This is a genomic window from Arthrobacter sp. BB-1 (assembly GCF_006151685.1).
Lineage (GTDB): Bacteria > Actinomycetota > Actinomycetes > Actinomycetales > Micrococcaceae > Arthrobacter.
In genome coordinates this window covers 161,089-185,755 of sequence record NZ_VDEV01000022.1, presented here as the reverse complement: position 1 = coordinate 185,755, position 24,667 = coordinate 161,089, and the positions used below count along the sequence as shown (strand labels likewise).

At 65.3% G+C, this 24,667-nt stretch carries 25 protein-coding genes; 22 read left to right on the top strand and 3 right to left on the bottom strand.

All coding sequences use genetic code 11. The features are described 5' to 3' along the window. The 6 genes from thrB (at window position 1) to FHJ30_RS12665 (ending at window position 7,307) form a co-directional block, all read left to right on the top strand. Entirely contained in the window at window positions 1-987 is a 987-nt protein-coding gene (gene thrB / locus FHJ30_RS12690; RefSeq protein WP_139029637.1) for a homoserine kinase, read from the top strand. Window positions 988-1,283: 296 nt separating this feature from the next. Then, on the top strand, window positions 1,284-3,467 hold the full coding sequence (rho, locus tag FHJ30_RS12685; RefSeq protein WP_139029636.1) for a transcription termination factor Rho: 2,184 nt from the start codon (window positions 1,284-1,286) through the stop codon (window positions 3,465-3,467). 232 nt (window positions 3,468-3,699) lie between these two features. Beyond that, window positions 3,700-4,773 carry a peptide chain release factor 1 gene (prfA, locus tag FHJ30_RS12680; RefSeq protein ID WP_139029635.1) on the top strand — a complete coding sequence of 358 codons (1,074 nt, stop codon included), beginning with the start codon at window positions 3,700-3,702 and terminating at the stop codon, window positions 4,771-4,773. A 21-nt stretch (window positions 4,774-4,794) separates the two neighbouring features. Next, complete coding sequence (prmC, locus tag FHJ30_RS12675; RefSeq protein ID WP_139029634.1) at window positions 4,795-5,667, top strand: peptide chain release factor N(5)-glutamine methyltransferase; 873 nt, start codon at window positions 4,795-4,797, stop codon at window positions 5,665-5,667. A 12-nt stretch (window positions 5,668-5,679) separates the two neighbouring features. Next, window positions 5,680-6,534, top strand: a complete 855-nt coding sequence (locus tag FHJ30_RS12670; RefSeq protein WP_139029633.1) for an L-threonylcarbamoyladenylate synthase — start codon at window positions 5,680-5,682, stop codon at window positions 6,532-6,534. Continuing rightward, the gene (locus FHJ30_RS12665) at window positions 6,534-7,307 is read left to right on the top strand and encodes a WecB/TagA/CpsF family glycosyltransferase (protein WP_139029632.1); all 774 of its coding nucleotides are present in this window, start codon (window positions 6,534-6,536) and stop codon (window positions 7,305-7,307) included. The genes FHJ30_RS12670 and FHJ30_RS12665 overlap by 1 nt, the downstream gene beginning before the upstream one ends. A 10-nt stretch (window positions 7,308-7,317) precedes the next feature. Here the strand turns inward: FHJ30_RS12665 and FHJ30_RS12660 are convergent, their stop codons facing one another. Continuing rightward, a complete protein-coding gene (locus FHJ30_RS12660; RefSeq protein ID WP_139029631.1) occupies window positions 7,318-8,214 on the bottom strand; it encodes a glycosyltransferase in 897 nt (298 codons plus the stop codon). Window positions 8,215-8,519: 305 nt separating this feature from the next. Here FHJ30_RS12660 and FHJ30_RS12655 point away from each other — a divergent pair, with 305 nt between their 5' ends. From FHJ30_RS12655 to FHJ30_RS12590, 14 genes are all read left to right on the top strand, one after another. Beyond that, window positions 8,520-9,632 (top strand): MraY family glycosyltransferase, encoded by a 1,113-nt coding sequence (locus FHJ30_RS12655; RefSeq protein ID WP_139029630.1) that lies wholly within the window; start codon window positions 8,520-8,522, stop codon window positions 9,630-9,632. A 108-nt stretch (window positions 9,633-9,740) separates the two neighbouring features. Continuing rightward, on the top strand, window positions 9,741-10,223 hold the full coding sequence (locus FHJ30_RS12650; RefSeq protein WP_139029629.1) for a hypothetical protein: 483 nt from the start codon (window positions 9,741-9,743) through the stop codon (window positions 10,221-10,223). Beyond that, a complete protein-coding gene (locus FHJ30_RS12645) occupies window positions 10,216-10,554 on the top strand; it encodes an AtpZ/AtpI family protein (RefSeq protein ID WP_139029628.1) in 339 nt (112 codons plus the stop codon). The genes FHJ30_RS12650 and FHJ30_RS12645 overlap by 8 nt, the downstream gene beginning before the upstream one ends. Window positions 10,555-10,635: 81 nt before the next feature. Next, window positions 10,636-11,436 (top strand): F0F1 ATP synthase subunit A, encoded by an 801-nt coding sequence (atpB, locus tag FHJ30_RS12640; RefSeq protein ID WP_139029627.1) that lies wholly within the window; start codon window positions 10,636-10,638, stop codon window positions 11,434-11,436. 107 nt (window positions 11,437-11,543) lie between these two features. Next, window positions 11,544-11,747, top strand: coding sequence for an ATP synthase F0 subunit C (atpE, locus tag FHJ30_RS12635; protein WP_009356484.1), 204 nt, complete (start codon window positions 11,544-11,546; stop codon window positions 11,745-11,747). 52 nt (window positions 11,748-11,799) lie between these two features. Then, on the top strand, window positions 11,800-12,351 hold the full coding sequence (locus tag FHJ30_RS12630; RefSeq protein WP_139029626.1) for a F0F1 ATP synthase subunit B: 552 nt from the start codon (window positions 11,800-11,802) through the stop codon (window positions 12,349-12,351). Then, window positions 12,351-13,178, top strand: coding sequence for a F0F1 ATP synthase subunit delta (locus FHJ30_RS12625; protein WP_139029625.1), 828 nt, complete (start codon window positions 12,351-12,353; stop codon window positions 13,176-13,178). Before FHJ30_RS12630 ends, FHJ30_RS12625 begins: the two co-directional genes overlap by 1 nt. A 79-nt stretch (window positions 13,179-13,257) precedes the next feature. After that, window positions 13,258-14,895, top strand: coding sequence for a F0F1 ATP synthase subunit alpha (atpA, locus tag FHJ30_RS12620; RefSeq protein WP_139029624.1), 1,638 nt, complete (start codon window positions 13,258-13,260; stop codon window positions 14,893-14,895). 72 nt (window positions 14,896-14,967) lie between these two features. Next, a complete protein-coding gene (locus FHJ30_RS12615) occupies window positions 14,968-15,858 on the top strand; it encodes a F0F1 ATP synthase subunit gamma (RefSeq protein ID WP_139029623.1) in 891 nt (296 codons plus the stop codon). Between the two features lie 83 nt (window positions 15,859-15,941). Further along, the gene (gene atpD, locus FHJ30_RS12610; protein WP_139029622.1) at window positions 15,942-17,396 is read left to right on the top strand and encodes a F0F1 ATP synthase subunit beta; all 1,455 of its coding nucleotides are present in this window, start codon (window positions 15,942-15,944) and stop codon (window positions 17,394-17,396) included. Window position 17,397: 1 nt separating this feature from the next. After that, window positions 17,398-17,682: a F0F1 ATP synthase subunit epsilon gene (locus FHJ30_RS12605; protein WP_013601509.1), complete on the top strand. Its 285-nt coding sequence runs from the start codon at window positions 17,398-17,400 to the stop codon at window positions 17,680-17,682. A gap of 10 nt (window positions 17,683-17,692) precedes the next feature. Then, the gene (locus FHJ30_RS12600; RefSeq protein WP_139029621.1) at window positions 17,693-18,121 is read left to right on the top strand and encodes a DUF2550 domain-containing protein; all 429 of its coding nucleotides are present in this window, start codon (window positions 17,693-17,695) and stop codon (window positions 18,119-18,121) included. Window positions 18,122-18,126: 5 nt separating this feature from the next. Further along, the gene (locus FHJ30_RS12595; RefSeq protein WP_139029783.1) at window positions 18,127-19,437 is read left to right on the top strand and encodes an alpha/beta hydrolase family protein; all 1,311 of its coding nucleotides are present in this window, start codon (window positions 18,127-18,129) and stop codon (window positions 19,435-19,437) included. Continuing rightward, window positions 19,434-22,016 carry a bifunctional lysylphosphatidylglycerol flippase/synthetase MprF gene (locus FHJ30_RS12590; RefSeq protein ID WP_139029620.1) on the top strand — a complete coding sequence of 861 codons (2,583 nt, stop codon included), beginning with the start codon at window positions 19,434-19,436 and terminating at the stop codon, window positions 22,014-22,016. Before FHJ30_RS12595 ends, FHJ30_RS12590 begins: the two co-directional genes overlap by 4 nt. An 87-nt stretch (window positions 22,017-22,103) precedes the next feature. Here the strand turns inward: FHJ30_RS12590 and FHJ30_RS12585 are convergent, their stop codons facing one another. Both FHJ30_RS12585 and nucS read right to left on the bottom strand, forming a co-directional pair. After that, on the bottom strand, window positions 22,104-22,307 hold the full coding sequence (locus FHJ30_RS12585) for a cold-shock protein (protein WP_011692441.1): 204 nt from the start codon (window positions 22,305-22,307) through the stop codon (window positions 22,104-22,106). Between the two features lie 301 nt (window positions 22,308-22,608). Continuing rightward, window positions 22,609-23,304 (bottom strand): endonuclease NucS, encoded by a 696-nt coding sequence (nucS, locus tag FHJ30_RS12580; RefSeq protein ID WP_139029619.1) that lies wholly within the window; start codon window positions 23,302-23,304, stop codon window positions 22,609-22,611. Between the two features lie 115 nt (window positions 23,305-23,419). On the opposite strand from nucS, the gene FHJ30_RS12575 reads away from it, so the two are divergent. Both FHJ30_RS12575 and FHJ30_RS12570 read left to right on the top strand, forming a co-directional pair. Next, the gene (locus FHJ30_RS12575) at window positions 23,420-23,776 is read left to right on the top strand and encodes an ATP/GTP-binding protein (protein WP_139029618.1); all 357 of its coding nucleotides are present in this window, start codon (window positions 23,420-23,422) and stop codon (window positions 23,774-23,776) included. A gap of 44 nt (window positions 23,777-23,820) precedes the next feature. Further along, window positions 23,821-24,621, top strand: a complete 801-nt coding sequence (locus tag FHJ30_RS12570) for an alpha/beta hydrolase (RefSeq protein ID WP_139029617.1) — start codon at window positions 23,821-23,823, stop codon at window positions 24,619-24,621. The last annotated feature ends 46 nt before the right edge of the window (window positions 24,622-24,667 follow it).

The following is a 24,667-nucleotide window of genomic DNA, read 5'->3' as shown; positions in this document are numbered from 1 at the left end:
GTGGAAACCACCCTCACCGTCCCTGCCGAGTCCGCGGCCGCTGCGCCGGCAGTTCCGGCCGGCCAGCTGGTGACCGTCCGCGTGCCCGCCACCAGCGCGAACCTTGGCCCGGGCTACGACAGCCTGGGGCTTGCGCTGTCGCTGCACGACACCCTGACGGTGGAAACCCTGGGCAGCGGTGAGCTTCAGTTCGACCTCAGCGGTGAGGGGGCTGAAACGCTTCCCCGTGACGCCAGCCACCTGGTGGTCCGCGCCCTCACCGAAGCCCTGCACCGCCTGGGCTTCCGGCATGAGGGGCTTCGGATCACGGCGGACAACGTCAATCCGCACGGGCGGGGGCTTGGGTCCTCTGCGTCGGCAGTGGTAGCTGCCGTGACCGCAGCCAATGCCCTGGTTCCAGAGGCTGCCCGCCGCGGCAAGGATTGGATCCTTCAGCTCACCTCCGAGATGGAGGGACATCCGGACAACGTCGCACCCGCCATTTTCGGTGGACTGGCGCTGTCCTGGCAGAACAATGACCAGTACAGCAGCACGCGGGCAACAGTGGCGGATTCGGTCATCCCGGTTGTGGCGGTCCCGGACTTCGAACTGTCCACGGAGGCGGCCCGGGCTCTCCTGCCGGCATCGGTGGGCCACCATGCGGCAGCTATGAACGCGGGCCGTGCCGCACTGCTGATCCACGCGCTGACGGCAAAGCCCGAATTCCTGCTGGCAGGCACCGAGGACTACCTGCACCAGAGCTACCGGGCGGAGGCAATGCGCCCCAGCGCAGCGCTGATCGCGGCGCTCCGAACGGCCGGGTACGCCGCCGTCGTGTCGGGTGCGGGCCCCACCGTGCTGGTCCTGGCCGACGGAGAAGCCGACGCCGCGGCCGTGGTGGCCTTCATCAAGGACTTCATCGCGGCCAACACGCCTGATATTGCATGGCGTGTTCTGAAGCTGGCAGTGGACGTTGAAGGTGCTAAGGTGGAGATGCACCGGCGGTAATTCCGCCTATCTGATCTCCTCCAGCATTCATTTGCGATTTGATCTCCTACTGCGCAATCTATTCCGGTGCCGCCTGCTTGGTCTGTCGCAGGAATCTGCAGTCATTAAGCTGCCCCTGAAGCGTCAGTCCATCCCTCCGCCACGGGCTGAGTGGAAGGTGAATCAGTATCCGGCCCTGCTGGCCGATCTCCAACCGGCAAGGCCGAAAAATCCGGCTGCAGATCTGAACTGCAGCCCAGATCAAATCATCGCGTCCAGCTCCTTGTCTGGACGCCGTCGAGGGGGAAGGATCCTTCGTGACCGAAACCACTGAGCTGTCGCCAGCTGTGGAACTATCATCTTCTGCTGCCGAATCACCGGCCGCACCCGCCAAGAGCAGCGGCCTCGCAGGCCTTAAGCTCGCCCAGCTGCAGGCACTTGCCAGCCAGCTCGGCATTTCCGGCGGTTCCCGGATGCGCAAGGGGGACCTGGTTTCCGCCATCTCCGCCCACCGCGCCGGCACCCCACTTGCCAAGGCTCCTGCCAAGGCAACCGAGAAGCGTGCCGAGAGCATTGCCGCGCCGGCCGTCTCCGCCCCGGCTGAAACCACGGAAGCGCCCGCCGACGGCACCCGTGCACGCCGCGGCCGCAGCCGCCGCGCAGTGAGCGACGGCGTGGTGGCTCCGGCCGCCGCGGAGCCCGCTGCTGCCGAGGCCGCCGTTGCCGCCACCGGCACCGCAGCGCCGGCGGAAGCTCCTGCCGAGGCTGCCGAGGCAACTGAAGGCGCCACCGAGCGCCGCCAGCCGCGTACCCGTAACCGCCGCCGCGGCGAAGCTGCCGCCGCAGCACCCCAGGGCGCGGAGGCCGCCGAGGCTCCTGCCGCGCAGGCCGACGTCGAACAGCGCCCCGCAGCGCAGGCCGCGGAGCAGCGCACCGCCGAACAGCGGACGCCGGAACAGCGCACCGAAGCCCCGGCTGAGGGCGACGCAGGCCAGCGCACCGACCGCCGCGACGGCGGCCGCACCCGCGGCCGTGACAACGCCGGCCGCGACGGCGGCGCCCGTGAAAGCGCCGACGGCGGCCGCGACAACGCAGGCAGCCGCGAGGCCGGCCAGCGTGAAGGCTCCCGCCGCGAGGACACCCGCGACAGCGACGATTCCGACGGCGGCAGCCGCCGCAACCGCCGTAACCGGCGCGACCGGAACGACCGCAATGACCGCTCCGGCGGCCAGGACCGGGACAACAGCTCGCGCAACGACCGTTTCCGCGACCGTAATGACCGCCGCCGCGGGCGCTCCCAGGGTCCGGACGTCGACGACGTTGAAGTGACCGAGGACGACGTCCTGCTGCCTGTCGCGGGCATCCTTGACGTCCTGGAGAACTACGCGTTCATCCGCACCTCCGGCTACCTCCCGGGCCCGAACGACGTCTACGTCTCCCTGGCCCAGGTCAAGAAGTACAACCTCCGCAAGGGCGACGCCGTGGTCGGCGCCATCCGCGCACCCCGTGAAGGCGAGGACCGCAGCCAGCAGTCCGCCCGCCAGAAGTTCAACGCCCTGGTCCGCGTCACCTCGGTGAACGGCAAGACCGCCGAAGAGCTCAAGGACCGCGTCGAATTCGCCAAGCTGGTTCCGCTCTACCCCTCCGAGCGGCTGCGCCTGGAGACCGATCCCAAGAAGATCGGCCCCCGCGTCATCGACCTTGTTGCCCCCATCGGCAAGGGCCAGCGCGGCCTGATCGTCTCGCCGCCCAAGGCCGGCAAGACGCTCATCCTGCAGTCCATCGCCAACGCGATCACCACCAACAACCCTGAGGTCCACCTCATGATGGTGCTGGTTGACGAACGCCCCGAAGAAGTCACGGACATGCAGCGCACCGTCAAGGGCGAGGTCATTGCCTCCACCTTCGACCGTCCCGCCGACGACCACACCACCGTGGCCGAACTTTCCATCGAGCGCGCCAAGCGCCTCGTGGAAATGGGCATGGACGTCGTGGTGCTCCTCGACTCGATGACCCGCCTGGGCCGCGCCTACAACCTGGCAGCACCGGCCTCCGGCCGCATCCTGTCCGGTGGTGTGGACTCCGCCGCGCTGTACCCGCCCAAGCGCTTCTTCGGCGCCGCCCGCAACATCGAAAACGGCGGCTCGCTCACCATCCTGGCAACCGCCCTCGTGGAGACCGGTTCCAAGATGGACGAGGTCATCTTCGAGGAGTTCAAGGGCACCGGCAACATGGAGCTCCGCCTGTCCCGCCAGCTGGCTGACAAGCGCATCTTCCCGGCCGTGGACGTCAACGCGTCCGGCACCCGTCGCGAGGAGAACCTGCTCTCGCCCGAGGAAGTCAAGATCATGTGGAAGCTGCGCCGCGTCCTCTCCGGACTCGAGACCCAGCAGAGCCTTGAACTGCTGACCAACAAGATCCGGGAAACCCAGAGCAACGTCGAGTTCCTGATGCAGGTCCAGAAGACGACGCTTGGTGCGAAGTCGGATAACGACAAGTAACGCCCCGGTGAGCGGCTGATTCTGCTGCCCCGGTGCTGACGCCGCACGGATTTTTCCGCCCCCGCCCCTACGCTGGGCGGCTTCCGATCTTCGATCGTCAGCCGCCCAGCTCCGGCAGGCCCGATGCCACTCCCGGGGCGGAAAAATCCGTGCGGCTTCGTCGTTAACGCACCAGCCGCGGTCCGGTTTTGTTTGTTACTAGACTTGTACAAGTCGAAAGAGGTTTTGAAAGATGTTTGAGTCCGTACAGGGCCTGCTTGATGAGCATGATTCCATCCAGGCGCAGCTGGGGGATCCTGCTGTTTATGCTGACCAGCGGCTTGCCCGGAAGCTGGGGCGGCGGTCGGCTCAGCTTAATGGAATTGTTGAGGCCTACCACAAGTGGGAGGGCATCCGGGATGACCTTGCTGCTGCCAAGGAGATGGCTTCAGAGGATCCGGAGTTCGCTGCCGAGGTGCCTGAACTGGAAGCCGCCCTTGAGGTTGCCGCTGCCAAACTGCGCAGGCTGCTTATTCCGCGTGATCCTGATGATGCCCGCAACGTCATCCTTGAGGTCAAGGGCGGTGAAGGCGGCGACGAAGCTGCGCTTTTTGCGGGCGACCTGCTGCGCATGTACACCCGGTACGCCGAGTCGCGGGGCTGGAAGACTGAAATCATTTCCGCCACTGAATCCGACCTTGGCGGCTACAAGGACGTCCAGGTGGCCGTGAAGGGCAACTCGAACGATCCTGCCGAGGGCGTGTACGCACGGCTCAAGTTCGAGGGCGGCGTGCACCGTGTCCAGCGCGTTCCCGTCACCGAATCGCAGGGCCGCATCCACACCTCCGCGGCCGGCGTGCTGGTCCTCCCCGAGGTGGACGAGCCCGAAGAGCTCGAGATCAACCAGAACGACCTCAAGATCGACGTCTACCGGTCCTCGGGCCCTGGCGGCCAGTCCGTTAACACCACCGACTCCGCCGTGCGCATCACCCACCTTCCCACCGGCATCGTGGTGGCCATGCAGAACGAGAAATCCCAGCTGCAGAACCGCGAAGCCGGCATGCGCGTGCTGCGGGCCCGCATCCTGGCGCACCAGCAGGAGCAGATCGACGCCGAGAACTCCGCCCAGCGGAAGTCCCAGATCCGCACCATGGACCGCTCGGAGCGCATCCGCACGTACAACTACCCGGAAAACCGCATCGCGGACCACCGCACCGGCTACAAGGCATACAACCTGGACCAGGTGATGAACGGGGACCTGGAACCCGTCATCCAGTCAGCCATCGAGATGGACGAACAGGCCCGCCTGGACGCCATCGGCGATTAGCGCTTCCGGTACATCCCAGACATGACACTTCAGCCAGGCCAGTCGCTGGCGGACGCCGTCGCCGAGGCAACAGCCATCCTCCGGGACGCCGGCGTCCCCAGCCCCCGCGTGGACGCCGAGCTGCTCGCCGACCACCTCCTGAATGTCGGGCTGGGCCGCCTCCGTGCCCTGATGCTGGGGGACGCTGCTGCCCCGGAGGGATATGAAGCCCTGGTGGCGGAGCGAGCCGGGAGGATTCCGCTGCAGCACATCACCGGGGTGGCTCACTTCCGCTACCTCGAACTGGCGGTGGGGCCGGGGGTCTTCATTCCCCGCCCCGAAACCGAGTCCGTGGTGCAGCTGGTGATCGACCACCTCAAGGGCATGCCGCACCCGCGCGTTGTGGACCTGGGCACCGGATCCGGCGCCATCGCCGGATCCATCGCCCACGAGGTGCCCGGCGCCGACGTCCATGCGGTGGAGTTCAGCCCCTTCGCCCACGCCTGGGCTGCCAGGAACCTGGCGCCGCTGGGCGTCCACCTGGTCCTGGGAGACCTGCGCGACGCGCTGCCGGAGCTCAACGGAACCTTCGACGTCGTGGTCTCCAACCCGCCGTACATCCCCGCTGAAGCCGTCCCCAACGAGCCCGAAGTCGCCCTGCATGATCCGCCCGAAGCACTGTACGGCGGGGGAGCGGACGGCATGGAACTTCCGACGGCGGCCGCCGCCTCCGCGGCACGCCTCCTGCGGCCCGGCGGCTACTTTGTGATGGAACATGCGGAAGTCCAGGCGGGCTGGATCTCGGCCATGCTGGCCAGGACCGGGAACTGGACCGGAATCAGGACGCACCTGGACCTCAACGGCAAGGAGCGCGCCACCAGCGCCCTGCTCGCGGGTCCGGGCCATACGGAATGAAAGAATAGGCGAGTGACCACAACCTATAACTGCACCAGCGACGACGAGCGCGCCCGGGGACTTGAGCACGCCCAGCGGGCCATCAGCGAGAAGAAGTGCGTGGTTTTTCCCACGGATACGGTCTACGGGATAGCCGCCGACGCCTTCTCGCCCCAGGCAGTGACCATGCTGCTGGTGTCCAAGGGACGCAGCCGCACCATGCCCCCGCCAGTGCTGATTCCGCGGATCAACGCCCTTGATGGACTGGCCACGGACGTGTCCGCGGACGCCCGAAAGCTTGCGGAAGCGTTCTGGCCGGGCGGCCTGACGCTGATCCTGCACGCCCAGCCGTCCCTCGACTGGGACCTGGGCGAGACCAAGGGCACGGTTGCCCTGCGCATGCCGGACGACGAAATCGCCCAGGAACTGCTGACCCTCACCGGACCGCTCGCAGTTTCGTCCGCCAACCGCACGGGCCACGCCCCAGGGCAGACGGCCGCCGCCGCACGTGAGCAGCTGGCCGATTCCGTGGAGGTCTACCTGGAAGGGGGCTTCCGGCCGCAGGAAGGCCAGGACGCCGTACCTTCCACCATTGTTGACGCCACCGGCCCGCACCTGCGCGTGGTCCGCAACGGTGCGGTGAGCCTTGACCAGCTCCGCGAGCACGTTCCGGGTGTCCTGGGCCTGGGCGAGATTCCCATGGCGGAGGAAGAACAGGCGGACGAGGAACCGTCTGACGCAGGGGCCTCTGCCCTGTCGCCCGCGGTTGCGACTCCCGTGGCGGACGAGCCTTCCACCGCCCGGGATAAGCCCGCAGCGTCAGGTTCCTCCGCCGTCGAACCCCCCGCTCCGGCAACCCAGGCGCCGGTTCGGGACACTGAATCTTGATGGCGCTGCACCGCCAGCAGGTCCCGCTGCTGGAGGTTGAGGCAACCCCCCTGCGTGTTCCGGAACTGGTGGAAGAACTCAGCCGCTATGTCCAGGAAGGCTCCACCCGCACGGTGCTGGGCCACAACCTCCACAGTGTCACCCTGGCCCTCTCGGACGAGGGCTTCGCCGACCTCTACCAGCGGAGCGATGTTGTCCTGCTGGACGGGGCTCCCGTGCTCTGGCTGTGGGGGAGGACCGGCAAGGCCGAAGGCCCCGTCATGGACTACCGGCTGGGCTCCACCGACTGGCTTCCAGCCCTGGACCAGGTGCGGGGACTGGAGCGGATCGCCGTGCTGGGCGCCGGTGCGGAGGCTAACGCCGGCGCCGTGAGGAAGCTGCAGTCAATCGTTCCCGGCGCAAACGTCGCGGGCTTCCCGGGGGAGGGCTGGGACGGCCGGCTCGAGGACGAAGCCGTGGCCTGGCTCCACCGGCAGCGGCCGCAGCTGGTCCTGATTGGACTGGGCATGCCGCTCCAGGAGAAAGTCCTGCAGCGGCGCCTTGGTGACATGCCGCCGGCAGTCTACTGCGCTGTTGGCGGGGCGATCGAACAGCTTGCCGGCATCCAGCGGCTTGCCCCGCGATGGCTTGGCAGGATGGGCCTGGAATGGGCGTGGCGCCTGCTGCTTCATCCCCGCCGGGTTGCCTACCGCGTCCTCGGCGAGCCCTGGGTGCTGCTGTGGCTCCTTGCGGCCCGAGGGCTGAAGCGCCAGGGATTGGCGCGCAGGACCTAGGAACCGCAGCCTAGAATTTCTGGTCCTCCAGCGGCGCAAACCCTTTGCCGCGCAGCCCGGTAGTGAACGATTTGGCCCAGCCCAGGAAGCCGGGAAGGTCCCGGCGCTGCAGGAAGTAGCCCAGGTAACCCCCCACATCCGCCACGAAGGACCTGACACGGAAGTACCGGCGGATCAGGTAGCCGCGGTTCCGGTAGTAGTAGTACCGCTTGAAGGCCGATTCAGGAACGATGACGTGCCAGCCGGCGCCGAACACATGCTGGGTCTCCGAAAAAGCGTGCGGATGGGTGATGGCGGTAGTGGTCACCGTGCCGAACCGGATCCCTGCCTTGCGAAGGCGGATGGTGAAGTCCACCTCGTCCCCGCGGATGAAGAGCCGCATGTCCGGCAGGCCCACCTTGAAGAAGACGTCGGAACGGATCAGCGCTCCGTTGAAGAAGTGGCCGTCGTTGGGCAGGAAACCCAGCTTCTCCACCTCGGCGCGGCTATGCGTGACTTTCCCGTCCAGGCGGAAGAAAAACGAAAGCCTGTCCGGCTGGCCCGGCGCCGTGACCAGCGGAACCACCGCTTCCAGGTCGCGCGCCTCGGCCTCACGCAGCAGCGTGGCGAGGCATTCCGGATCAGCCGGCTCGGCGTCGTCGTCCATCATCCAAATCCATCTGGCACCGCTGGCCACGGCCTTCAGCGCCGCCAGCGCGAATCCGCCCGCGCCGCCGAGGTTCGCTTCCGAACGGACGTAGTCGACGTTGGGGTGCTTTCCCGCCACGTCCGCGGCCGGCGTTGTGCCGCTGTCCACCAGGCAGATCGTGTCCACCGTGGCCGTCTGGTTGTTGATGGAATCGAGCAGGACAGCCAGTTCGCCGGGCCGGTCGAAGGTCACGGCGGCAACTGCTATGCGGGGGGTCATGGGGGTCCTTTCAGCATGGCTGACAGGGATTTCCCCGCTCGCACTGCGCCAGTGTGGCGCGAAGCCATGAAGCTGTTGGCGCTAGTATCTTTGACTAGAGTCCACTGTAATACAGCCCTGTAAGGCACTGCGTATACGGAAAAGCACTGCGTATACGAACATACGTACTGCCTGCTGCGCGCTCGGCGACGGAGAAGTTTCATTTATCGAAGAACAGATTCCCGGCCAGTGAGCCCCTCGACCAAGGACCAACTGCCGGCACGGTTGCCCTGCTTCAGCATCCCCCTTGAAACGGTCCCCGTTCCATGATCATGTACCTGCTGATGGGGCTGACGGCTGCCATCGTGTCCTATGCGGCCACCTGGGGAGCCCGGGTCATCGGCCACCGGCTGGAACTGCACCTGCCCATCCGCAGCCGCGACATGCATTCCATCCCAGTGTCCCGGCTGGGCGGGGTGGCAATTTTCCTCGGGGTGATGGTGGCGCTCATCGTGGCCAGCCAGTCGTTCTTCGTCAAGGACATTTACCGCAACAACTTCTCCCCGTGGGGCGTCCTCGCGGGTGCCGCCGTCATTGTCCTCGTGGGCGTGGCGGATGACCTGATGGACATCCGCTGGTGGGTGAAACTCATCGGGCAAAGCGCCGCGGGCCTGACAGTGGCCGTCTGGGGAGTCCAGATGACCATCGTCCCGTGGGTGCCCGAGGCGATCTACCTTGAAAACGAGACGGTCCGGGTGCTATTGACCGCGGGACTGATCGTCACCACCATGAACGCCTTCAACTTCATCGACGGCCTGGACGGCCTGGCAGCGGGTGTGGCGATCATCGGCGGAACAGCGTTCTTCTTCACCGCATACTGGGTGCACCGCAACGCCGTGCTCCTGGACTATTCGGATCTCGCCACCCTGATCACCGCCATCCTGGTGGGCAGCTGCCTGGGCTTCCTCCCGCACAACTGGTTTCCGTCCAAGATCTTCATGGGCGACTCCGGCGCCATGCTGATCGGACTGCTGATGGCTTCCGCCGGCGTCGTGTCCACCGGGCAGATCACGTCGGGGCTCTACGACAGGGCCAACGGTATTTCCACCGTGATCCCCATCCTGCTCCCGTTCGCCGTCCTCTTCCTGCCGCTGCTGGACCTTGGCCTTGCGGTGGTGCGGCGCACCGCCCGCGGCCGCTCGCCCTGGTCCGCGGACCGGGGCCACCTGCACCACAAGCTGCTGGACATCGGCTACTCGCACCGCACCGCCGTGATCCTGATGTACCTCTGGACAGCCATCCTCTCCTTCGGGGGACTGGCCTTCGCCGTCTTCCCGTGGCAGCTGGTGCTGGCGGTGGACATCTTCGCCACCCTGGTCATGGGCCTCGTCACTGCCTGGCCCTACCTCGCCCGGCGGGGCGACGAGGCGCGGGCGTAACGTCCGTGCCGAATATTTCTATCTCGTGTAGAATTTAGGGGCAGCCAAAGCTGCCCCTCCAAACCTGCCTGCCGGTGACTGCCTGCCGGCGCCGACGATTGGGATCGAATGACCTCCAACGCCGAGTCCGGGCCTCCGTCCGGCAACGGAACCGTTGGCGCATCCGGCCCCACTCCGTCGCTCTGGCTGCACCTCCTCAAGCTGAGCTCCATTGCCGCTGCGGGCGGACTCCTCCTCTGCGCAGCCCTTGCCTTGCTTCTGCAGGGCACGGACGGTGCCCTGTCCAGTATTGCCGGCGGCCTGCTGGTCATGCTGTTCTTCGGAATCAGCCTCCTGGTAGGGCACTTCGTGGGCCGCAGCAATCCTTCGGGTGCCATCGGCATGTTCGTGGCAACCTACTTCGTCAAGGTGGTCGGCTTCGCCGTCGTGCTGTTCGTCGTGGGGGCGCCGCAGTGGCTGCAGGGCCGCTGGTTTGTTGCCGGCGCGGTGACCGCCGTCGTGCTGTGGCAGGCTGCTGAAATCTACGGTTTCAGCAAAGCGCGCCTGCAGATCTACAACGAGCCGGAAAACAGGGAAAACCACGATGCGTGATCCGAAGAAGCCCACCAAAGGCCGCAACGGCAACCGCCGATCGAGCGGTTCTGCCCCCGGTGTACCGAGTGACGGAACCGACGGCGGATACAACGCCGGCATGGCCGTATTCAGCTACATCATTGGCGGAATCATCGTCTGGAGTTTGATAGGGTGGGGACTGGATTACGTGTGGGGAACGCGCTGGATCGTGCTCGCAGGCGCCCTGCTTGGAGCCGTCGGAGGTTTCTACCTTTCCCACATGCATGGCCTTACCAGTTCTCGAAATAACGCTGGGGAGCGCCATGCTTCCAGCGGGCCGTCCCAGGACGGCGACACTAATGCCAAATAATTTCACAGGGGGAACAGCAGGCCTTCAGGCTGCCGGTCCCCGCCCAACGCCCAATGATGGACACTGCAGAGAGGAAACGCGTTGATCGCGCTTGCGCTCCCGGCCCAAGATTCAGGAGGGTTCACTCCTCCTGGTATTAACGAAATGCATTTGCCGGCAATCCTGCCGTGGGGTGCCACAGAAGGATTCTCCAAGCAGATGCTGCTGGTCCTCCTCTCTGTCGCCATAATCGCCACCTTCTTCGTGCTTGCAGCACGCAAGCAGCAGCTGGTTCCCGGCAAACTCCAGTTCGCCGGCGAAGCCGCCTACGGCTTCGTCCGCAACGGAATCGCCAAGGACATCATCGGCGGCAAGGACTTCATCAAGTACGTCCCCCTGCTGTTCAGCCTGTTCTTCTTCATCCTGGTCAACAACATCTACGGTGCCATCCCGTTGATCCAGCTCCCCACGTTCTCGCATGTGGGCGGTGCGTACGTGCTGGCGGCCCTTGTCTACTTCACCTGGATCGGCATCGGCGTCAAGAAGAACGGCCTGCGCTACTTCAAGCTGGCCACCGTGCCTTCAGGCGTCCCGTGGTTCATCCTCCCGATCGTGATCCCGATCGAGATCATCTCCAACTTCCTGGTCCGTCCTGTCACGCACAGCCTCCGTCTGTTCGCCACCATGCTCGCAGGGCACCTCATCGTGATGATCGCCGGTTCCGGCATTGAGTTCCTCGTCATGCAGGAGAACGTCCTGCTCAAGGGAACCTCGATCCTGGTCCTGGCCGGTGCGATCGCCATGTACATGCTTGAAGCCCTGATCATGGTCCTGCAGGCCTACGTCTTTACCCTGCTGACTGCGATCTACATCGAAGGCGCACTCCACGCTGACAGCCACTAGGCACCCCGCCCGGCGGCAATACGCCGCCGGGCACAAAGACTTCCCCTCGCGGGGATAGAGCAACCCAAACAACCTGCCACATGGGTGGCATCTTGAAAGGAATAAAAATGGAAGGCAATCTCAACCTCGTAGGTTACGGTCTGTCCGCAATCGGCGGTGGTATCGGTGTTGGCCTCGTATTCGCTGCCTACATCAACGGCGTTGCACGCCAGCCGGAAGCACAGCGCGTCCTGCAGCCGATCGCGTTCCTCGGCCTTGCGCTGACCGAAGCCCTCGCCATCCTCGGCCTGGTCTTCGCCTTCGTTCTCTAGTCCTTAGAACGAAGCGAACTTACAGAACCGAGTAGAAAAGGACGGGTGAAATATGAATCAGCTGATCATCTCAGCCGCCACTGAGGGCGAAGTCAACCCCCTGATGCCCAACATCTGGGAAATGGGCGTTGTCCTCGTGGGCTTTGCCATCCTCATGTTCATCGTGGTCAAGTTCGTTGTCCCGATGTTCGAAAAGACCTTCGCCGAGCGTGCCGAGGCCATTGAAGGCGGCATTGCAAAGGCTGAAAAGGCCCAGGCTGAGGCGTCTGCTGCACTCGAAGAGTACAAGCAGCAGCTGACCGACGCCCGCACCGAAGCCAACCGCATCCGTGAGGAAGCCCGCGCCGAAGGTGCCCAGATCCTCGCGGATCTCAAGGAGAAGGCAGCTGCAGAGTCTGCCCGCATCACGGCGCAGGCCCACGCACAGATCGAATCCGAGCGCCAGGCGGCCGTTGTGTCCCTGCGTTCCGAGGTCGGCACCCTGGCCACCACCCTGGCGGGCCGGATTGTCGGCGAAGCGCTCAACGACGACGAGCGTGCAGCACGGGTCGTGGACCGTTTCCTGGCAGATCTGGAGACCCAGAACGCAGGTGCGGCTAAGTAATGGCAGGCGTATCGAGCGAATCGCTGGCAACAGCACTGGCGGAGTTGGAAGCAAAACTTCCTACGGCGTCGCTGCAGCTGGCAAAGGAACTCTTCGGAATTCTGGGAATGGTGGACAGCTCGGCTGGCTTGCGCCGCGCCCTGACTGACCCGTCCCGCAACGGTGACGAAAAGTCGGCGCTGGTCAGGCAGCTGGTTGGCGGGAAAGTCTCCGCTGATGCTGCAGAGATCGCGGGCGGACTGGCCAGCTTGCGCTGGGCAACGGCCCGTGACATCGGCGATGCACTCGAGACTCTTGCCGCAACGGTGGTCATTTCCGTTGCTGAAAACAAGTCGGCCGTTTCTGCCTCCGGAATCACTGGCCTGGAAGAGCTGGAGAACGATCTGTTCTCCTTCAACCAGGCTGTTGGCTCCAGCCACGAGGTACAACGTGCTCTGTCCGAACCACAGGCCAGTGGTGCGGCGAAGACCGCACTCGCCCTGAAGCTGGTGCCGGCCGCAAGTGAGGAAGCCAAAGTCCTCATCTCGCAGGCCGTCACCCAGCCCCGCGGCATCAAGCCCACGCGGCTGGTTCAGCGGTTCGCCGAACTGGCGGCCAAACGGCAGCAGCGCTGGATTGCAACGGTCAGCGTGACCCGTCCCCTGACGCAGACTCAGCTTGAACGCCTTCAGGCGGGCCTGAATGCCATGTACGGACGGGAATTGAAGGTCAACCTCAACGTTGACCCGTCACTTATTGGCGGCATCCGCGTCCAGGTTGGTGACGAAGTGCTCGACGCTTCGGTCCTCACCAGGCTGGGCCAATTGCAGCGCCAGCTGGCCGGCTAGCCGGACAAGCACAACCCAACTGATAGAAACCCCGGTCACCGGCAACGGTGATCACAAAACAGGAGAGCAGGGACTGCAGATGGCCGAATTGACCATCAACGCCGACGACGTCCGTATTGCGCTGAACGAGTTCGCGGCGTCCTACGAACCCGGAAACGCAGAGCGCGTAGAGGTCGGCCGCGTAACCACCGCTAGTGACGGCATCGCCCGTGTTGAGGGCCTTCCCTCGGTCATGGCGAACGAGCTGCTTCGCTTTGAGGACGGCACGCTGGGCCTTGCCCAGAACCTCGACGTCCGCGAAATCGGCGTCATCATCCTCGGCGACTTCACCGGCATCGAAGAAGGCCAGGAAGTGCACCGCACCGGACAGGTTCTGTCCGTTCCCGTGGGCGACGCCTTCCTCGGCCGCGTTGTCGACCCGCTGGGCGTGCCCATCGACGACCTCGGCGAGATCAAGGCCGAGACCACCCGCGCCCTGGAGCTCCAGGCTCCCGGCGTGACCCAGCGCAAGTCGGTGCACGAGCCGATGCAGACCGGACTCAAGGCAATCGACGCCATGATCCCGATCGGCCGCGGACAGCGCCAGCTCATCATTGGCGACCGCCAGACCGGCAAGTCCGCAATCGCGATCGACACCATCATCAACCAGAAGGCCAACTGGGCTTCGGGCGACGTGACCAAGCAGGTCCGCTGCATCTACGTGGCAATCGGGCAGAAGGCGTCCACCATCGCCGCCATCCGCCAGACCCTCGAGGACAACGGCGCGCTGGAGTACACCACCATCGTGGCGTCCCCTGCCTCCGACCCCGCGGGCTTCAAGTACCTGGCACCGTATGCAGGTTCGGCCATCGGCCAGCACTGGATGTACGGCGGCAAGCACGTCCTCATCGTGTTTGATGACCTCTCCAAGCAGGCTGAGGCCTACCGTGCAGTGTCGCTGCTGCTGCGCCGCCCGCCGGGACGCGAAGCCTACCCGGGCGACGTCTTCTACCTGCACTCCCGCCTGCTTGAGCGTTGTGCAAAGCTCTCCGACGAACTGGGTGCCGGCTCCATGACGGGCCTGCCGCTGATCGAGACCAAGGCGAACGACGTTTCCGCCTACATCCCGACCAACGTCATCTCCATCACCGACGGCCAGATCTTCCTCCAGTCGGACCTCTTCAACGCCAACCAGCGCCCCGCTGTCGACGTGGGTGTGTCCGTTTCCCGCGTGGGCGGTGCCGCACAGGTGAAGTCCATGAAGAAGGTCTCCGGTACGTTGAAGCTGGACCTGGCCCAGTACCGCGACATGCAGGCATTCGCCATGTTCGCCTCGGACCTGGACGCCGCATCCCGCCAGCAGCTGACCCGTGGCGCCCGCCTGATGGAACTGCTGAAGCAGGGCCAGTACTCACCGTTCCCGGTGGAGAACCAGGTTGTGTCCATCTGGGCCGGCACCAACGGCTACCTTGACGACGTTCCGGTTGAGGACATCAGCCGCTTCGAGTCCGAGTTCCTGGAGCACCTGGCGCACAAGTCCTCGATCCTGACCACGCTGGCCCAGACCAACGTGCTGGACGACGACACCGTTGCAGCCCTGAAGTCCGCCATCGTGGACTTCAAGAAGGGTTTCTTCGGCGAGGGCGACAACCACTTGGTAGGCGCCGGCCACGAGGAGCATGAAGCCATCTCCGAGGGCGAAGTCGACCAGGAAAAAATCGTCAAGCAGAAGCGCTAGTTCCGCTGACTGGATGTGCCGGGCCCAAGGGCCCGGCGCATCCGGTCTAAGGAATGTTAGGAAAGGATAAGTATGGGAGCCCAGATTCGGGTCTACCGCCAGAAGATCAGCTCGACCACGTCGATGCGCAAGATCTTCAAGGCGATGGAACTGATCGCTACCTCGCGCATCGGCAAGGCCCGTGCGCGCGTAGCAGCTTCACTGCCTTACGCGAACGCGATCACGCGCGCCGTTTCTGCTGTCGCAAGCCAAAGCGAAATCGACCACCCGCTGACCACTGAGCCGGAGCAGATCCGCCGTGCCGCAGTCCTGGTAATCACCTCGGACCGTGGCCTGGCTGGATCGTACTCGGCGAGCGTGCTCAAGCAGGTGGAAGGTCTCAACGAGCTGCTCCACGCTGAAGGCAAGGAAGTCAAGACGTACCTCGTCGGACGCAAGGCGCAGGCCTACTACGAATTCCGGAACCGTGAGTATTCACGCGTCTGGACCGGAGGCACCGACGCGCCTGAGTTCGCCACCGCCCGTGAAATCGGCGAGGCGCTGCTGACGGATTTCGCAACTGACTATGAAGAGGGCGGCGTGGACGAGATCCACGTGGTGTACACCCGCTTCAAGTCCATGGTTACCCAGGAGCCCACGGTCATCCGCCTGCTTCCGTTGGAAGTAGTGGAAGAGCAGGCCGCTTCTGAATCGGACCTCTTGCCGCTGTACGAGTTCGAGCCGGAAACCGAGCAGGTCCTTGACGCCCTGCTGCCGCGCTACATCGAGTCACGCATCTTCGCGGCCATGCTGCAGGCTGCGGCTTCGGAGCTTGCTGCACGCCAGCGTGCCATGAAGTCCGCAGGCGACAATGCCACGGACCTCATCAAGAAGTACACGCGTCTGCGCAACACGGCCCGCCAGGCTGAAATTACGCAGGAGCTTTCCGAGATTGTTGCCGGCGCCGACGCCCTCGCGTCCTAGCCAGCAGCAGCCCGGATTCCGCTGGACCTGCACCACCACAGATAAACTTAAACCCACGCCATCTACTGAGTGAAGTGAGAGAGATGACTGCCACTGCTACCGAACACGTAGCCGCAACGTCCGGTGCCACCGGCCGCATTGCGCGCGTAATCGGCCCGGTTGTCGACGTCGAATTCCCGGCTGACGCAATCCCGTCCATCTACAACGCACTCACCACCGAGATCACTCTCAACGGTGAGACCAAGACCATCACGTTCGAGACCTCCCAGCACCTGGGTGACAACCTCGTCCGCGCCATCTCCCTGCAGGCAACCGACGGACTCGTCCGCGGCACGTCCGTAGTGGACAGCGGTGCCCCCATCTCCGTACCGGTTGGCGACGGCGTCAAGGGCCACATCTTCAACGTCCTGGGCCAGCCCCTGGACGTTGCCGAGTCGGAACTGAACATCAGCGAACGGTGGCCCATCCACCGCAAGGCACCGAGCTTCGCCTCGCTCGAAGGCTCCACCGAGATGCTGGAAACCGGCATCAAGGTCATCGACCTCCTCACCCCGTACATCAAGGGTGGAAAGATCGGCCTGTTCGGCGGCGCCGGCGTGGGCAAGACCGTCCTGATCCAGGAAATGATCACCCGTGTTGCCCGCAACTTCGGTGGTACCTCGGTATTCGCCGGCGTGGGTGAGCGCACCCGTGAAGGCAACGACCTCTGGGTTGAAATGGAAGAGGCAGGCGTCCTCAAGGACACCGCCCTTGTATTCGGCCAGATGGACGAGCCGCCGGGAACGCGCCTTCGCGTGGCCCTGTCCGCGCTGACCATGGCGGAGTACTTCCGCGATGTCCAGAACCAGGACGTGCTGCTCTTCATCGACAACATCTTCCGCTTCACGCAGGCAGGTTCCGAGGTTTCCACCCTCCTCGGCCGCATGCCTTCCGCAGTGGGCTACCAGCCCAACCTGGCTGACGAGATGGGCCTCCTGCAGGAGCGCATCACGTCCACCAAGGGCCACTCCATCACCTCGATGCAGGCCATCTACGTCCCCGCGGATGACTACACCGACCCGGCTCCGGCAACCACCTTCGCGCACCTGGATGCGACCACGGAACTTTCCCGTGAAATCGCCTCCCGTGGCCTGTACCCGGCAGTTGACCCGCTGACGTCCACCTCCCGCATCCTGGATCCCCAGTACATCGGCAAGGACCACTACAACACGGCTGTCCGTGTGAAGCAGATCCTGCAGAAGAACAAGGAACTCCAGGACATCATCGCCATCCTCGGCGTTGACGAGCTCTCCGAAGAGGACAAGATCGTCGTGTCGCGTGCACGCCGCATCCAGCAGTTCCTCTCGCAGAACACCTACACCGCCAAGCAGTTCACGGGCGTCGAAGGCTCCACGGTTTCCATCAAGGACACCGTCGAAGGCTTCTCCGCCATCTGCGACGGCGAGCTCGACCACATCGCAGAGCAGGCGTTCTTCAACGTCGGCGGCCTGGATGACGTAGAGCGCCAGTGGGCCAAGATCCAGGAACAGACCAAGTAATATGGCTGAGCTTGAGGTTGAGATTGTCGCAGCGGACCACTTCGTGTGGTCCGGAGCGGCCAAGATGGTCAAGGCCCGGACCAGCGATGGTGAAATCGGAATCCTGCCCGGCCACTCGCCCCTGCTGGCGATCCTGGCCGAGGGTGAACTGGCCATCCAGCCGGTTTCGGGAGACCGGATTGCGGTAGACGTCGACGGCGGGTTCTTCTCCGTGGACAACAACCGCGTGGTCATCGTTGCTGACAACGCCCATCTGGGCGGCTCGGCTACCGCTGGGATCCGCTAGCATCACCTTGATGGACGCACCGGGTCTGTTCATCGCCTTGGCAGTCGTTTTTGGATTGCTGATTTTTGCACTGTGCCTTTCGGGGGTGCGCCGCTTCAATCTGCGGCGTGCCCTCGGCACGGTGGACGCCTCCATTTGCATGGCTGGAAACAGTTGGCAGATGGGGGTTTGTCGTTATCAGGACAACGACCTTGAATGGTTCCGGCTGCTCTCCCTCAGCGTGCGGCCCAAGCACAAGTTCAAGCGGCACTCCCTTGAACTGCTCGGCCGGCGGAAGCCCACGGAGGCCGAGGCCGTCAAGGTGCAGCCCGACGTCGTCATTGTTGAACTGCGGTACGAAGGCCAGGACCTGCGCCTCGCCATGAAGTTCGACGCGTATACGGGACTCTCATCCTGGCTGGAAGCCGGCCCGGTCATCGGCATTGGTACTTGGCGCTAGCCAACGTGGACTGGTTCTTCGACATCCGGCTCATCGACGGGCCGGTATATTGGGCTTCCCTCGCCCTCGGGGTGGCGGGCGCCGCCTACCTGCTGCTGCCTCCGTCCGCGCTGGCCAGGCGGACCTGGCTGCTGAAAGTCATCGCCGCCACAGCCGCCGCCTTCGCCCTGGTTGCATCTGTCCACTGGGCACTCATCAACGTCTTCTCCGTCTTCCCGGAAAACATTCCGGACACCGTCCTCCTGTGGGTGGTGCCCGGCGTTGCCGCCCTGCTCCTGCTCCTGCTGAGGATGCCCCGGAACACGTGGCGCCGCGGTGCGGCCGGCCTCGTGGCAGCCCTTTTGGTGGCGGCCCTTTCGGCAGTGCAGATCAACGCCTATTTTGGCCTCCACAAGACGGTCAGCGACCTCTTCGGCGCGGCACTCGCGCGGATCCCCACGCTGGAGCAGGAGTTGATGCGCCAGCCGGGACAGTCCGACGGCGTCGCCCTCCGCGGGTGGGTGCCGCAGGGGGACGTCCCTGCCGAAGGCGAGCTGCGGAAGGCTTTTATCCCCGGGGATAAGTCCGGGATGAACGCCCGGGAGGCCTATATCTACCTGCCGCCCGCCTACTTTGCGCAAAACCGCCCGGCCCTTCCGGTGCTGGTCCTGGTGGCAGGCCAGCCTGGTGGTCCCGCTGACTGGCTGACCGGAGGCCAGCTCCAGTCCCATCTGGACTCCTATGCCGCCGCGCATGGGGGAGTGGCGCCCGTGGTGGTGGTTCCCGACGCCAACGGTTCGCAGTCCGCCAACACCATGTGCATGGACAGCCGGATAGCCCACGCGGACACCTACCTGTCGGAGGACGTGCCGAACTGGATAAAGTCCACCCTCGCGGTGGACACCAACCACAGCCGGTGGGCCGCCGGCGGATTCTCCTTCGGCGGAACGTGCGCCCTGCAGCTCGGAACCAGGCATCCGGACCTGTTTCCCGCCGTCCTGTCCTTCTCCGGCGAGGCAGAGCCGGCAATCGCCAAGGAACGCCAAAAGACCATTGACGCCTCCTTTCCCGGAGACCCCGAAGCCTTCAACCGGCAGACACCCCTGGCCATCATGAAGGAGCAGCGGTTCGACGGCAGCGGCCTGTACTTGACAGCTGGCCAGGACGACCCCGAATTCGTAGCCTACCTCCGCACTTTGGCGGCAGCAGCCACAGAGGCGGGCTTCACCGTGCGCGCCCATGAGGTGGAGCATACCGGGCACTCCTGGGACACTTCCTCGAAGCGGATTGCCGACGCCCTGGACTTCCTGGCAGAGCGGTGGGGGACGGCCGGATGACCGCCGAGAAGCAGGTCCGCACAGTTGCCCTTGCCTGGTCCACAGTGGGGCGGCCCGCGCTGCAGCAGGCCATGGAGGCCCTGAAATCCCTGCCCTTCACGCTGACCGTGCTCGGAATCTTCCTCGCAGCGGGGGCAGTGACCGGAAGCTTCGCGGCCGGCCCGCCGGAACGGCTGCTCTGGCTTGCCGGAGTGAGCGGCCCGGGCCTCCGTGACGGCAACTGGTGGTCGCTCTTTACCAGCATGTTCTTCGCCACCAACCCTCTGGCCTACCTGGCCGCATCGCTGATGATTGTCCTGCTCCTCGGCCTGGCCGAACGCAAGCTGGGCACCCGTGCAGCGATCGCACTCCTGCTGGGAGGCCAGTTTGCTGCCGTCACGCTGTTCCTGCTGGCAACCCAGCTCGCCGGTTACGCGCAGGACGGCTGGCTGGACAGGATGGCCGATGACATCCTGATCGGTCCCTACGCGCCGTTGCTCACCGCAGGGCTTGCCGGCAGCGCCCGGCTGCCGGTCCTCTGGCAGCGCCGGCTGCGGACAGCATCCCTGTCCGTTTCCCTCCTGCTGGTCCTCTACGTGGGACACGCCGAAACCGTCCTCGGCCTCCTGGGGGCAATTCTGGGGCTGGTTGCCGGCTGGTGGATCCAGGGGGACCAGGGCCAACTGCACCGGCATCGCTCAACCGGGCGCGAAACCAGGAACCTCCTGGCCCTCACGGTGGCCGTCTTCGCTGTCGGTCCAATCCTGACCGGGATCGCGCGGGCGCCCACGGGACCGCTGGCACTCCTGCGCGACATGGTGCTGAACCCGATCCCGACGCTGGGGCAGCTGACGCTCAACTGCGGCAGCACGGTGGAGGCTTCCTGCCTCGAGGCCGGCCGTGCGGGTTTTGCAGGGCCGCTGGGCCTGGCCCTGGCAGTGGTCCCGGTGGCCCTGCTGCTGATCTGCGCGGACGGCATGCGGCGCGGCCGGCGGCTGGCCGTGAACATTGCCATTGTCATCCAGCTCGCCGTGACAGCCCTGGCGGCCGTCTACCTCGCCCTGTTCGCGTTGGTGCCTGCCCGCGTGGTGGGCCCGAAGGCGGGGGCGATGGGCTCTGCTTTTGCCCACGTCCTTCCGCTGGTTGTGGTGCCGCTGCTGCTGGCGCTGGTTCTTTGGCTCAACCGGCGGCAGTTCCGGGTGCAGACGGCGCCGTCAGCCCGGCGGTTGCTTGGAGCCGTGGTGGGCGGGTCGTGGCTCGTCCTGGCAGCTTCGTATGCCGTTGCCTGGTTCTGGGCGGGAGGACTGGCGCGCGACGGCGGCGTGCTGGGCCTCCTGGCCGAGCTGGCCAGGCAGTATGTCCCCGTGCCCATCCCGCAGCAGTACCACCGCATCTTTGCTGAGCGCAACGCAGTGGAGTCCGTGCTCTTTGCCTATTCGGGGCCGGTGTTCTGGGTCATCGCGCTGGCGGCCGTGTGGTGGGTGCTCCTGGGCAAGGCCCGCGGGACGGACTCCGGTGCGGAGGACCGGGAACGGGCGCGGGCATTGCTGCGCCAGGGCGGCGGCCCGCTCTCCTGGATGGCGCTGTGGGAACCCAACAGCTACTGGTTCAGTCCTGACGGCAAGGGTGCCGTTGCCTTCCAGCAGCACGGCAGCGTTGCCCTGACCCTCGGTGGCGCTTTCGGGCCCAGCGATGCCCAGCAGGCCGTGACCGAAGGGTTCCTGGCGTACTGCCGGGGGCATGCCATGATTCCGGCGCTGTACTCGTGCGATGACTCGGTATGGCCTGCCTTGAAGGAACGCGGGTTTTCCCGGGTTGCAGTTGCACAGGAGACACGCCTGCCGATCCGCCAGCTTGAGTTCAAGGGGAAGGAATGGCAGAACGTCCGGACAGCCCTTAACCGGGCTGCGAAGCTGGGCGTGCACGCCGTGTGGGGCCCCTACCACTCACTGCCGGCGGCCCTCCGGTCCAGGTTGAGCGAGGTTTCCGAGGAGTGGGCGGCAGGGAAGTCCGTCCCCGAGATGGGCTTCACCCTGGGCGGCGTGGATGAGCTTGAGGACGACGAGGTGCTGTGCTGCCTCGCCGTGGATGAGGGCGGGACTGTCCATGGGGTTACCAGTTGGCTTCCCGTGTACGAGGGCGGGCGGCTGGTCAGCCGCACGCTGGACGTGATGCGCCGCGGCAGCGAGGGTTTTCCCGGGGTGATGGAGTTCCTTATCGCCTCCGCGGTGCTGGAGCTGCGCGGATCCGTGGAGGTCATCTCCCTGTCCGGGTCCCCGCTGGCCAGCCGTCCCGCAGACCAGGCAGGAAACCAGGCGGATGGTTCGGACGACGGGGCGGGCGAAGGGGAAGGCGCCCAGGCGGGGCCGGAGAACCTGGTGCGGATCCTGGACCTGGTGGGGCACGCACTGGAGCCTGTCTACGGATTCCGGTCCCTGGCGGCATTCAAGTCCAGGTTCAAGCCCGAGTACCGGGCGCTCTACCTCTACTACCAGGACCCGCTTCACCTGCCGGCCATCGGCCGGGCCCTGACCCGCGCCTACCTGCCAGGGCTTTCCCTGCCGCAGGGCGCCCGACTGGTCCGCAAACTGGTGAAATGAATTCGGGTAATAACAACAATGGTCCCCGGCATTTATGCCGGGGACCATTGTTTCGCTGCCGGCCGCAGCAGCGGCCGGAATGCGGGACTAGACCAGCGTTACGCCGGTAGCCTGGGGACCCTTGGCACCCTGGCCGATTTCGAACTGAACGCGCTGGTTCTCGTCGAGGGTCTTGAAGCCGCCGGTCTGGATTTCGGAGTAGTGGACAAAAACGTCCCCGTCCGAGTCATCCGGGGTAATGAAGCCGAAGCCCTTTTCAGCGTTGAACCACTTGACGGTTCCCTGTGCCATTTATTTCTCCTCATTATGGAACTTATTAAGATCGGCACACCTCGTGCCGGCCTTGGTCACTCCGCGAGAAGAATCCTGAATTACCGTCCCGGAAAGGGATTCGGCGCTGCAGGAGCTTCGCGCTCGCAACATGTCTTGCGAGCATGAAAAACACCTACACAAAGACTGAGACAAGAATTTCATGCCCGTTCCCGCAGGTCAACGGTTTGCGCGGTGAAACGGACAAATTTTCGGCAAAAAACAGGTTAATGCGCATGTCAGGGGCTTATTCAAGCAGGGTTTTAACGCCGCGCCGCGGGCGTCAGAAAAGCCGGGATTCGCTGTCGTCAACGCCGCGCATGGCGTCGTAGTCGAGGGTCACGCAGTCGATCCCGCGGTCGTTGGCGAGGACCTTTGCCTGCGGCTTGATTTGCTGGGCCGCAAAGATCCCGCGGACCGGGGCCAGCAGGGGGTCGCGGTTGAGCAGTTCGAGGTAGCGCGTCAACTGCTCCACGCCGTCGATATCACCGCGGCGCTTCAGCTCAATGGCCACCGTGGCGCCCTGGGCGTCGCGCGCCAGGATGTCCACCGGGCCGATCGCCGTGAAGTACTCCCGGCGAATGAGGGAGTAGCCGGTTCCGAGTGTTTCGATCTGCTCCGCCAGGAGCCGCTGCAGGTCCGCTTCCACCCCGTCCTTGATCAGGCCGGGGTCCACGCCGAGGTCGTGGGAGGACTCATCGAGTTTTTCGTGGATGTTGATGATCAGCCGGTCGTCGGTCTTGGCCGACTGCACGGTCCACTGCTCCACCACCCCGAGTTCGAGGTCCACCTCCTCCGGGGAGGAAACCCGGAGCGTCGCCGGCGGGCTCATCCAGTTGAGCGGTTTGTAGGAACCGCCGTCTGAATGGACCAGGACGGAGCCGTCGGCCTTCACCAGCAGGAGCCTGGTGGCCAGCGGGAGATGGGCTTTAAGCCGGCCAACGTAATCAACGGAGCATCGGGCTATGACAAGTCGCACGCCGTACAGACTACCGTCTGCAGGGTGCGGGCTCCGCCGTTGGTCCCCCTGCCACGGCGGGTGCCGCAGGCCGGCCCAGGAGCTAAGCGGCCAGCCGCTGGGGCAGAATGGATGCATGCCGCGCTCCAACCGTCCCCGACGTCCCGTTTCCGGAAAGGGTACCGGGTCCGGAAGGACGGGCGCCGGAAAGAAGGGCAGCCAGGACATCCCCGAACTCGACCTCGAACGGGCACGTGCCGGCATCGCGCGGCGGGAGAGCGCGCCCGACGGCGAATGGATGGTCCGCACCATGACGGCCCGGAATGCCGAGAAAACCTATATCTGCCCTGAATGCTCCACTGCGGTGCTGCCCGGCGTGGCCCACCTGGTGGTCTGGAAGGATGACCACCTGTTCGGGGCCGCCGCCGGCCTGGCGGAGCGGCGGCACTGGCACACCAACTGCTGGATGTCGCGCAGTTACCGCTACCGCTAGCGGCAGCGGGCAAAGACGCGTCCGCTGTCGCTAAGCTGGCAGGCATGACTTTTGACCCGGCGTCGTACGAATTCCGCCAGCCCGCAGGGCCCACCCCCATCCGCGCCTCCACGGTGCTGCCGGCCCGGCGCGAGAACGTTGAGCTGCACACGGAGGACGGCCACGTCCTGGTGGGGGAGCTGGCGCTGCCGGAATCCGGCCCCGTGAAGGCCACCCTGATCACCCTTCATCCGCTTCCAACCCACGGCGGATTCATGGACTCGCACGTTTACCGCAAGGCGTCCTACCGCCTGCCGGCGCTTGCCGGGGTTGCGGTGCTCCGCTTCAACACGCGGGGCACCGGCTCGCCCCGCGGAACCAGCAGCGGCGCGTTCGAAGAAGGCATCGGGGAGCGCCATGACATTGAGGCCTCGGTCCGCTTCGCCGTGGAACGGGGCCTGCCCAACCGCTGGCTCGTGGGGTGGTCCTTTGGCACGGAGCTTGCCCTGATGTACGGCGCGGTGGAGCCAGTGGCGTCCCAGATCGAGGGCGCGGTCCTGCTCTCGCCCCCGCTGCACCGCGCAACGGACGAACACCTGCGCCTGTGGGCGGAATCCGGGAAGCCGCTCACGGTACTGGTCCCGGAGCACGACGACTTCCTCAAGCCGGACGAAGCCGCCGCCCGGTTCAGCCTGGTTCCGCAGGCCCGCGTGGTGGGGGTGGACGGCGCCAAGCACCTGTGGGTGGGGGAGAAGTACGCCTCCCGCGTGCTCAACGAGATAGTGGATGACGTCACCGAGGCAGGATCGGGCGCTGCCGGGCTGCCGCACGAATGGAGCGGGCCGGCGGCTACGGCCTCGGCCTAGGGAGCGGCAGCCTCGGCTCGGAGCGAAGGGCCCGCCGGCGCGGCCG

Coding starts and splice junctions, on each gene's coding strand:
- prfA (WP_139029635.1), top strand. CDS start 3,700: ATGTTTGAGTCCGTACAGGGCCTGCTTGATGAGCATGATTCCATCCAG.
- prmC (WP_139029634.1), top strand. CDS start 4,795: ATGACACTTCAGCCAGGCCAGTCGCTGGCGGACGCCGTCGCCGAGGCA.
- FHJ30_RS12665 (WP_139029632.1), top strand. CDS start 6,534: ATGGCGCTGCACCGCCAGCAGGTCCCGCTGCTGGAGGTTGAGGCAACC.
- FHJ30_RS12660 (WP_139029631.1), bottom strand. CDS start 8,214: ATGACCCCCCGCATAGCAGTTGCCGCCGTGACCTTCGACCGGCCCGGC.
- FHJ30_RS12655 (WP_139029630.1), top strand. CDS start 8,520: ATGATCATGTACCTGCTGATGGGGCTGACGGCTGCCATCGTGTCCTAT.
- FHJ30_RS12650 (WP_139029629.1), top strand. CDS start 9,741: ATGACCTCCAACGCCGAGTCCGGGCCTCCGTCCGGCAACGGAACCGTT.
- FHJ30_RS12645 (WP_139029628.1), top strand. CDS start 10,216: ATGCGTGATCCGAAGAAGCCCACCAAAGGCCGCAACGGCAACCGCCGA.
- atpE (WP_009356484.1), top strand. CDS start 11,544: ATGGAAGGCAATCTCAACCTCGTAGGTTACGGTCTGTCCGCAATCGGC.
- FHJ30_RS12630 (WP_139029626.1), top strand. CDS start 11,800: ATGAATCAGCTGATCATCTCAGCCGCCACTGAGGGCGAAGTCAACCCC.
- FHJ30_RS12625 (WP_139029625.1), top strand. CDS start 12,351: ATGGCAGGCGTATCGAGCGAATCGCTGGCAACAGCACTGGCGGAGTTG.
- atpA (WP_139029624.1), top strand. CDS start 13,258: ATGGCCGAATTGACCATCAACGCCGACGACGTCCGTATTGCGCTGAAC.
- FHJ30_RS12615 (WP_139029623.1), top strand. CDS start 14,968: ATGGGAGCCCAGATTCGGGTCTACCGCCAGAAGATCAGCTCGACCACG.
- atpD (WP_139029622.1), top strand. CDS start 15,942: ATGACTGCCACTGCTACCGAACACGTAGCCGCAACGTCCGGTGCCACC.
- FHJ30_RS12605 (WP_013601509.1), top strand. CDS start 17,398: ATGGCTGAGCTTGAGGTTGAGATTGTCGCAGCGGACCACTTCGTGTGG.
- FHJ30_RS12600 (WP_139029621.1), top strand. CDS start 17,693: ATGGACGCACCGGGTCTGTTCATCGCCTTGGCAGTCGTTTTTGGATTG.
- FHJ30_RS12590 (WP_139029620.1), top strand. CDS start 19,434: ATGACCGCCGAGAAGCAGGTCCGCACAGTTGCCCTTGCCTGGTCCACA.
- FHJ30_RS12585 (WP_011692441.1), bottom strand. CDS start 22,307: ATGGCACAGGGAACCGTCAAGTGGTTCAACGCTGAAAAGGGCTTCGGC.
- FHJ30_RS12575 (WP_139029618.1), top strand. CDS start 23,420: ATGCCGCGCTCCAACCGTCCCCGACGTCCCGTTTCCGGAAAGGGTACC.
- FHJ30_RS12570 (WP_139029617.1), top strand. CDS start 23,821: ATGACTTTTGACCCGGCGTCGTACGAATTCCGCCAGCCCGCAGGGCCC.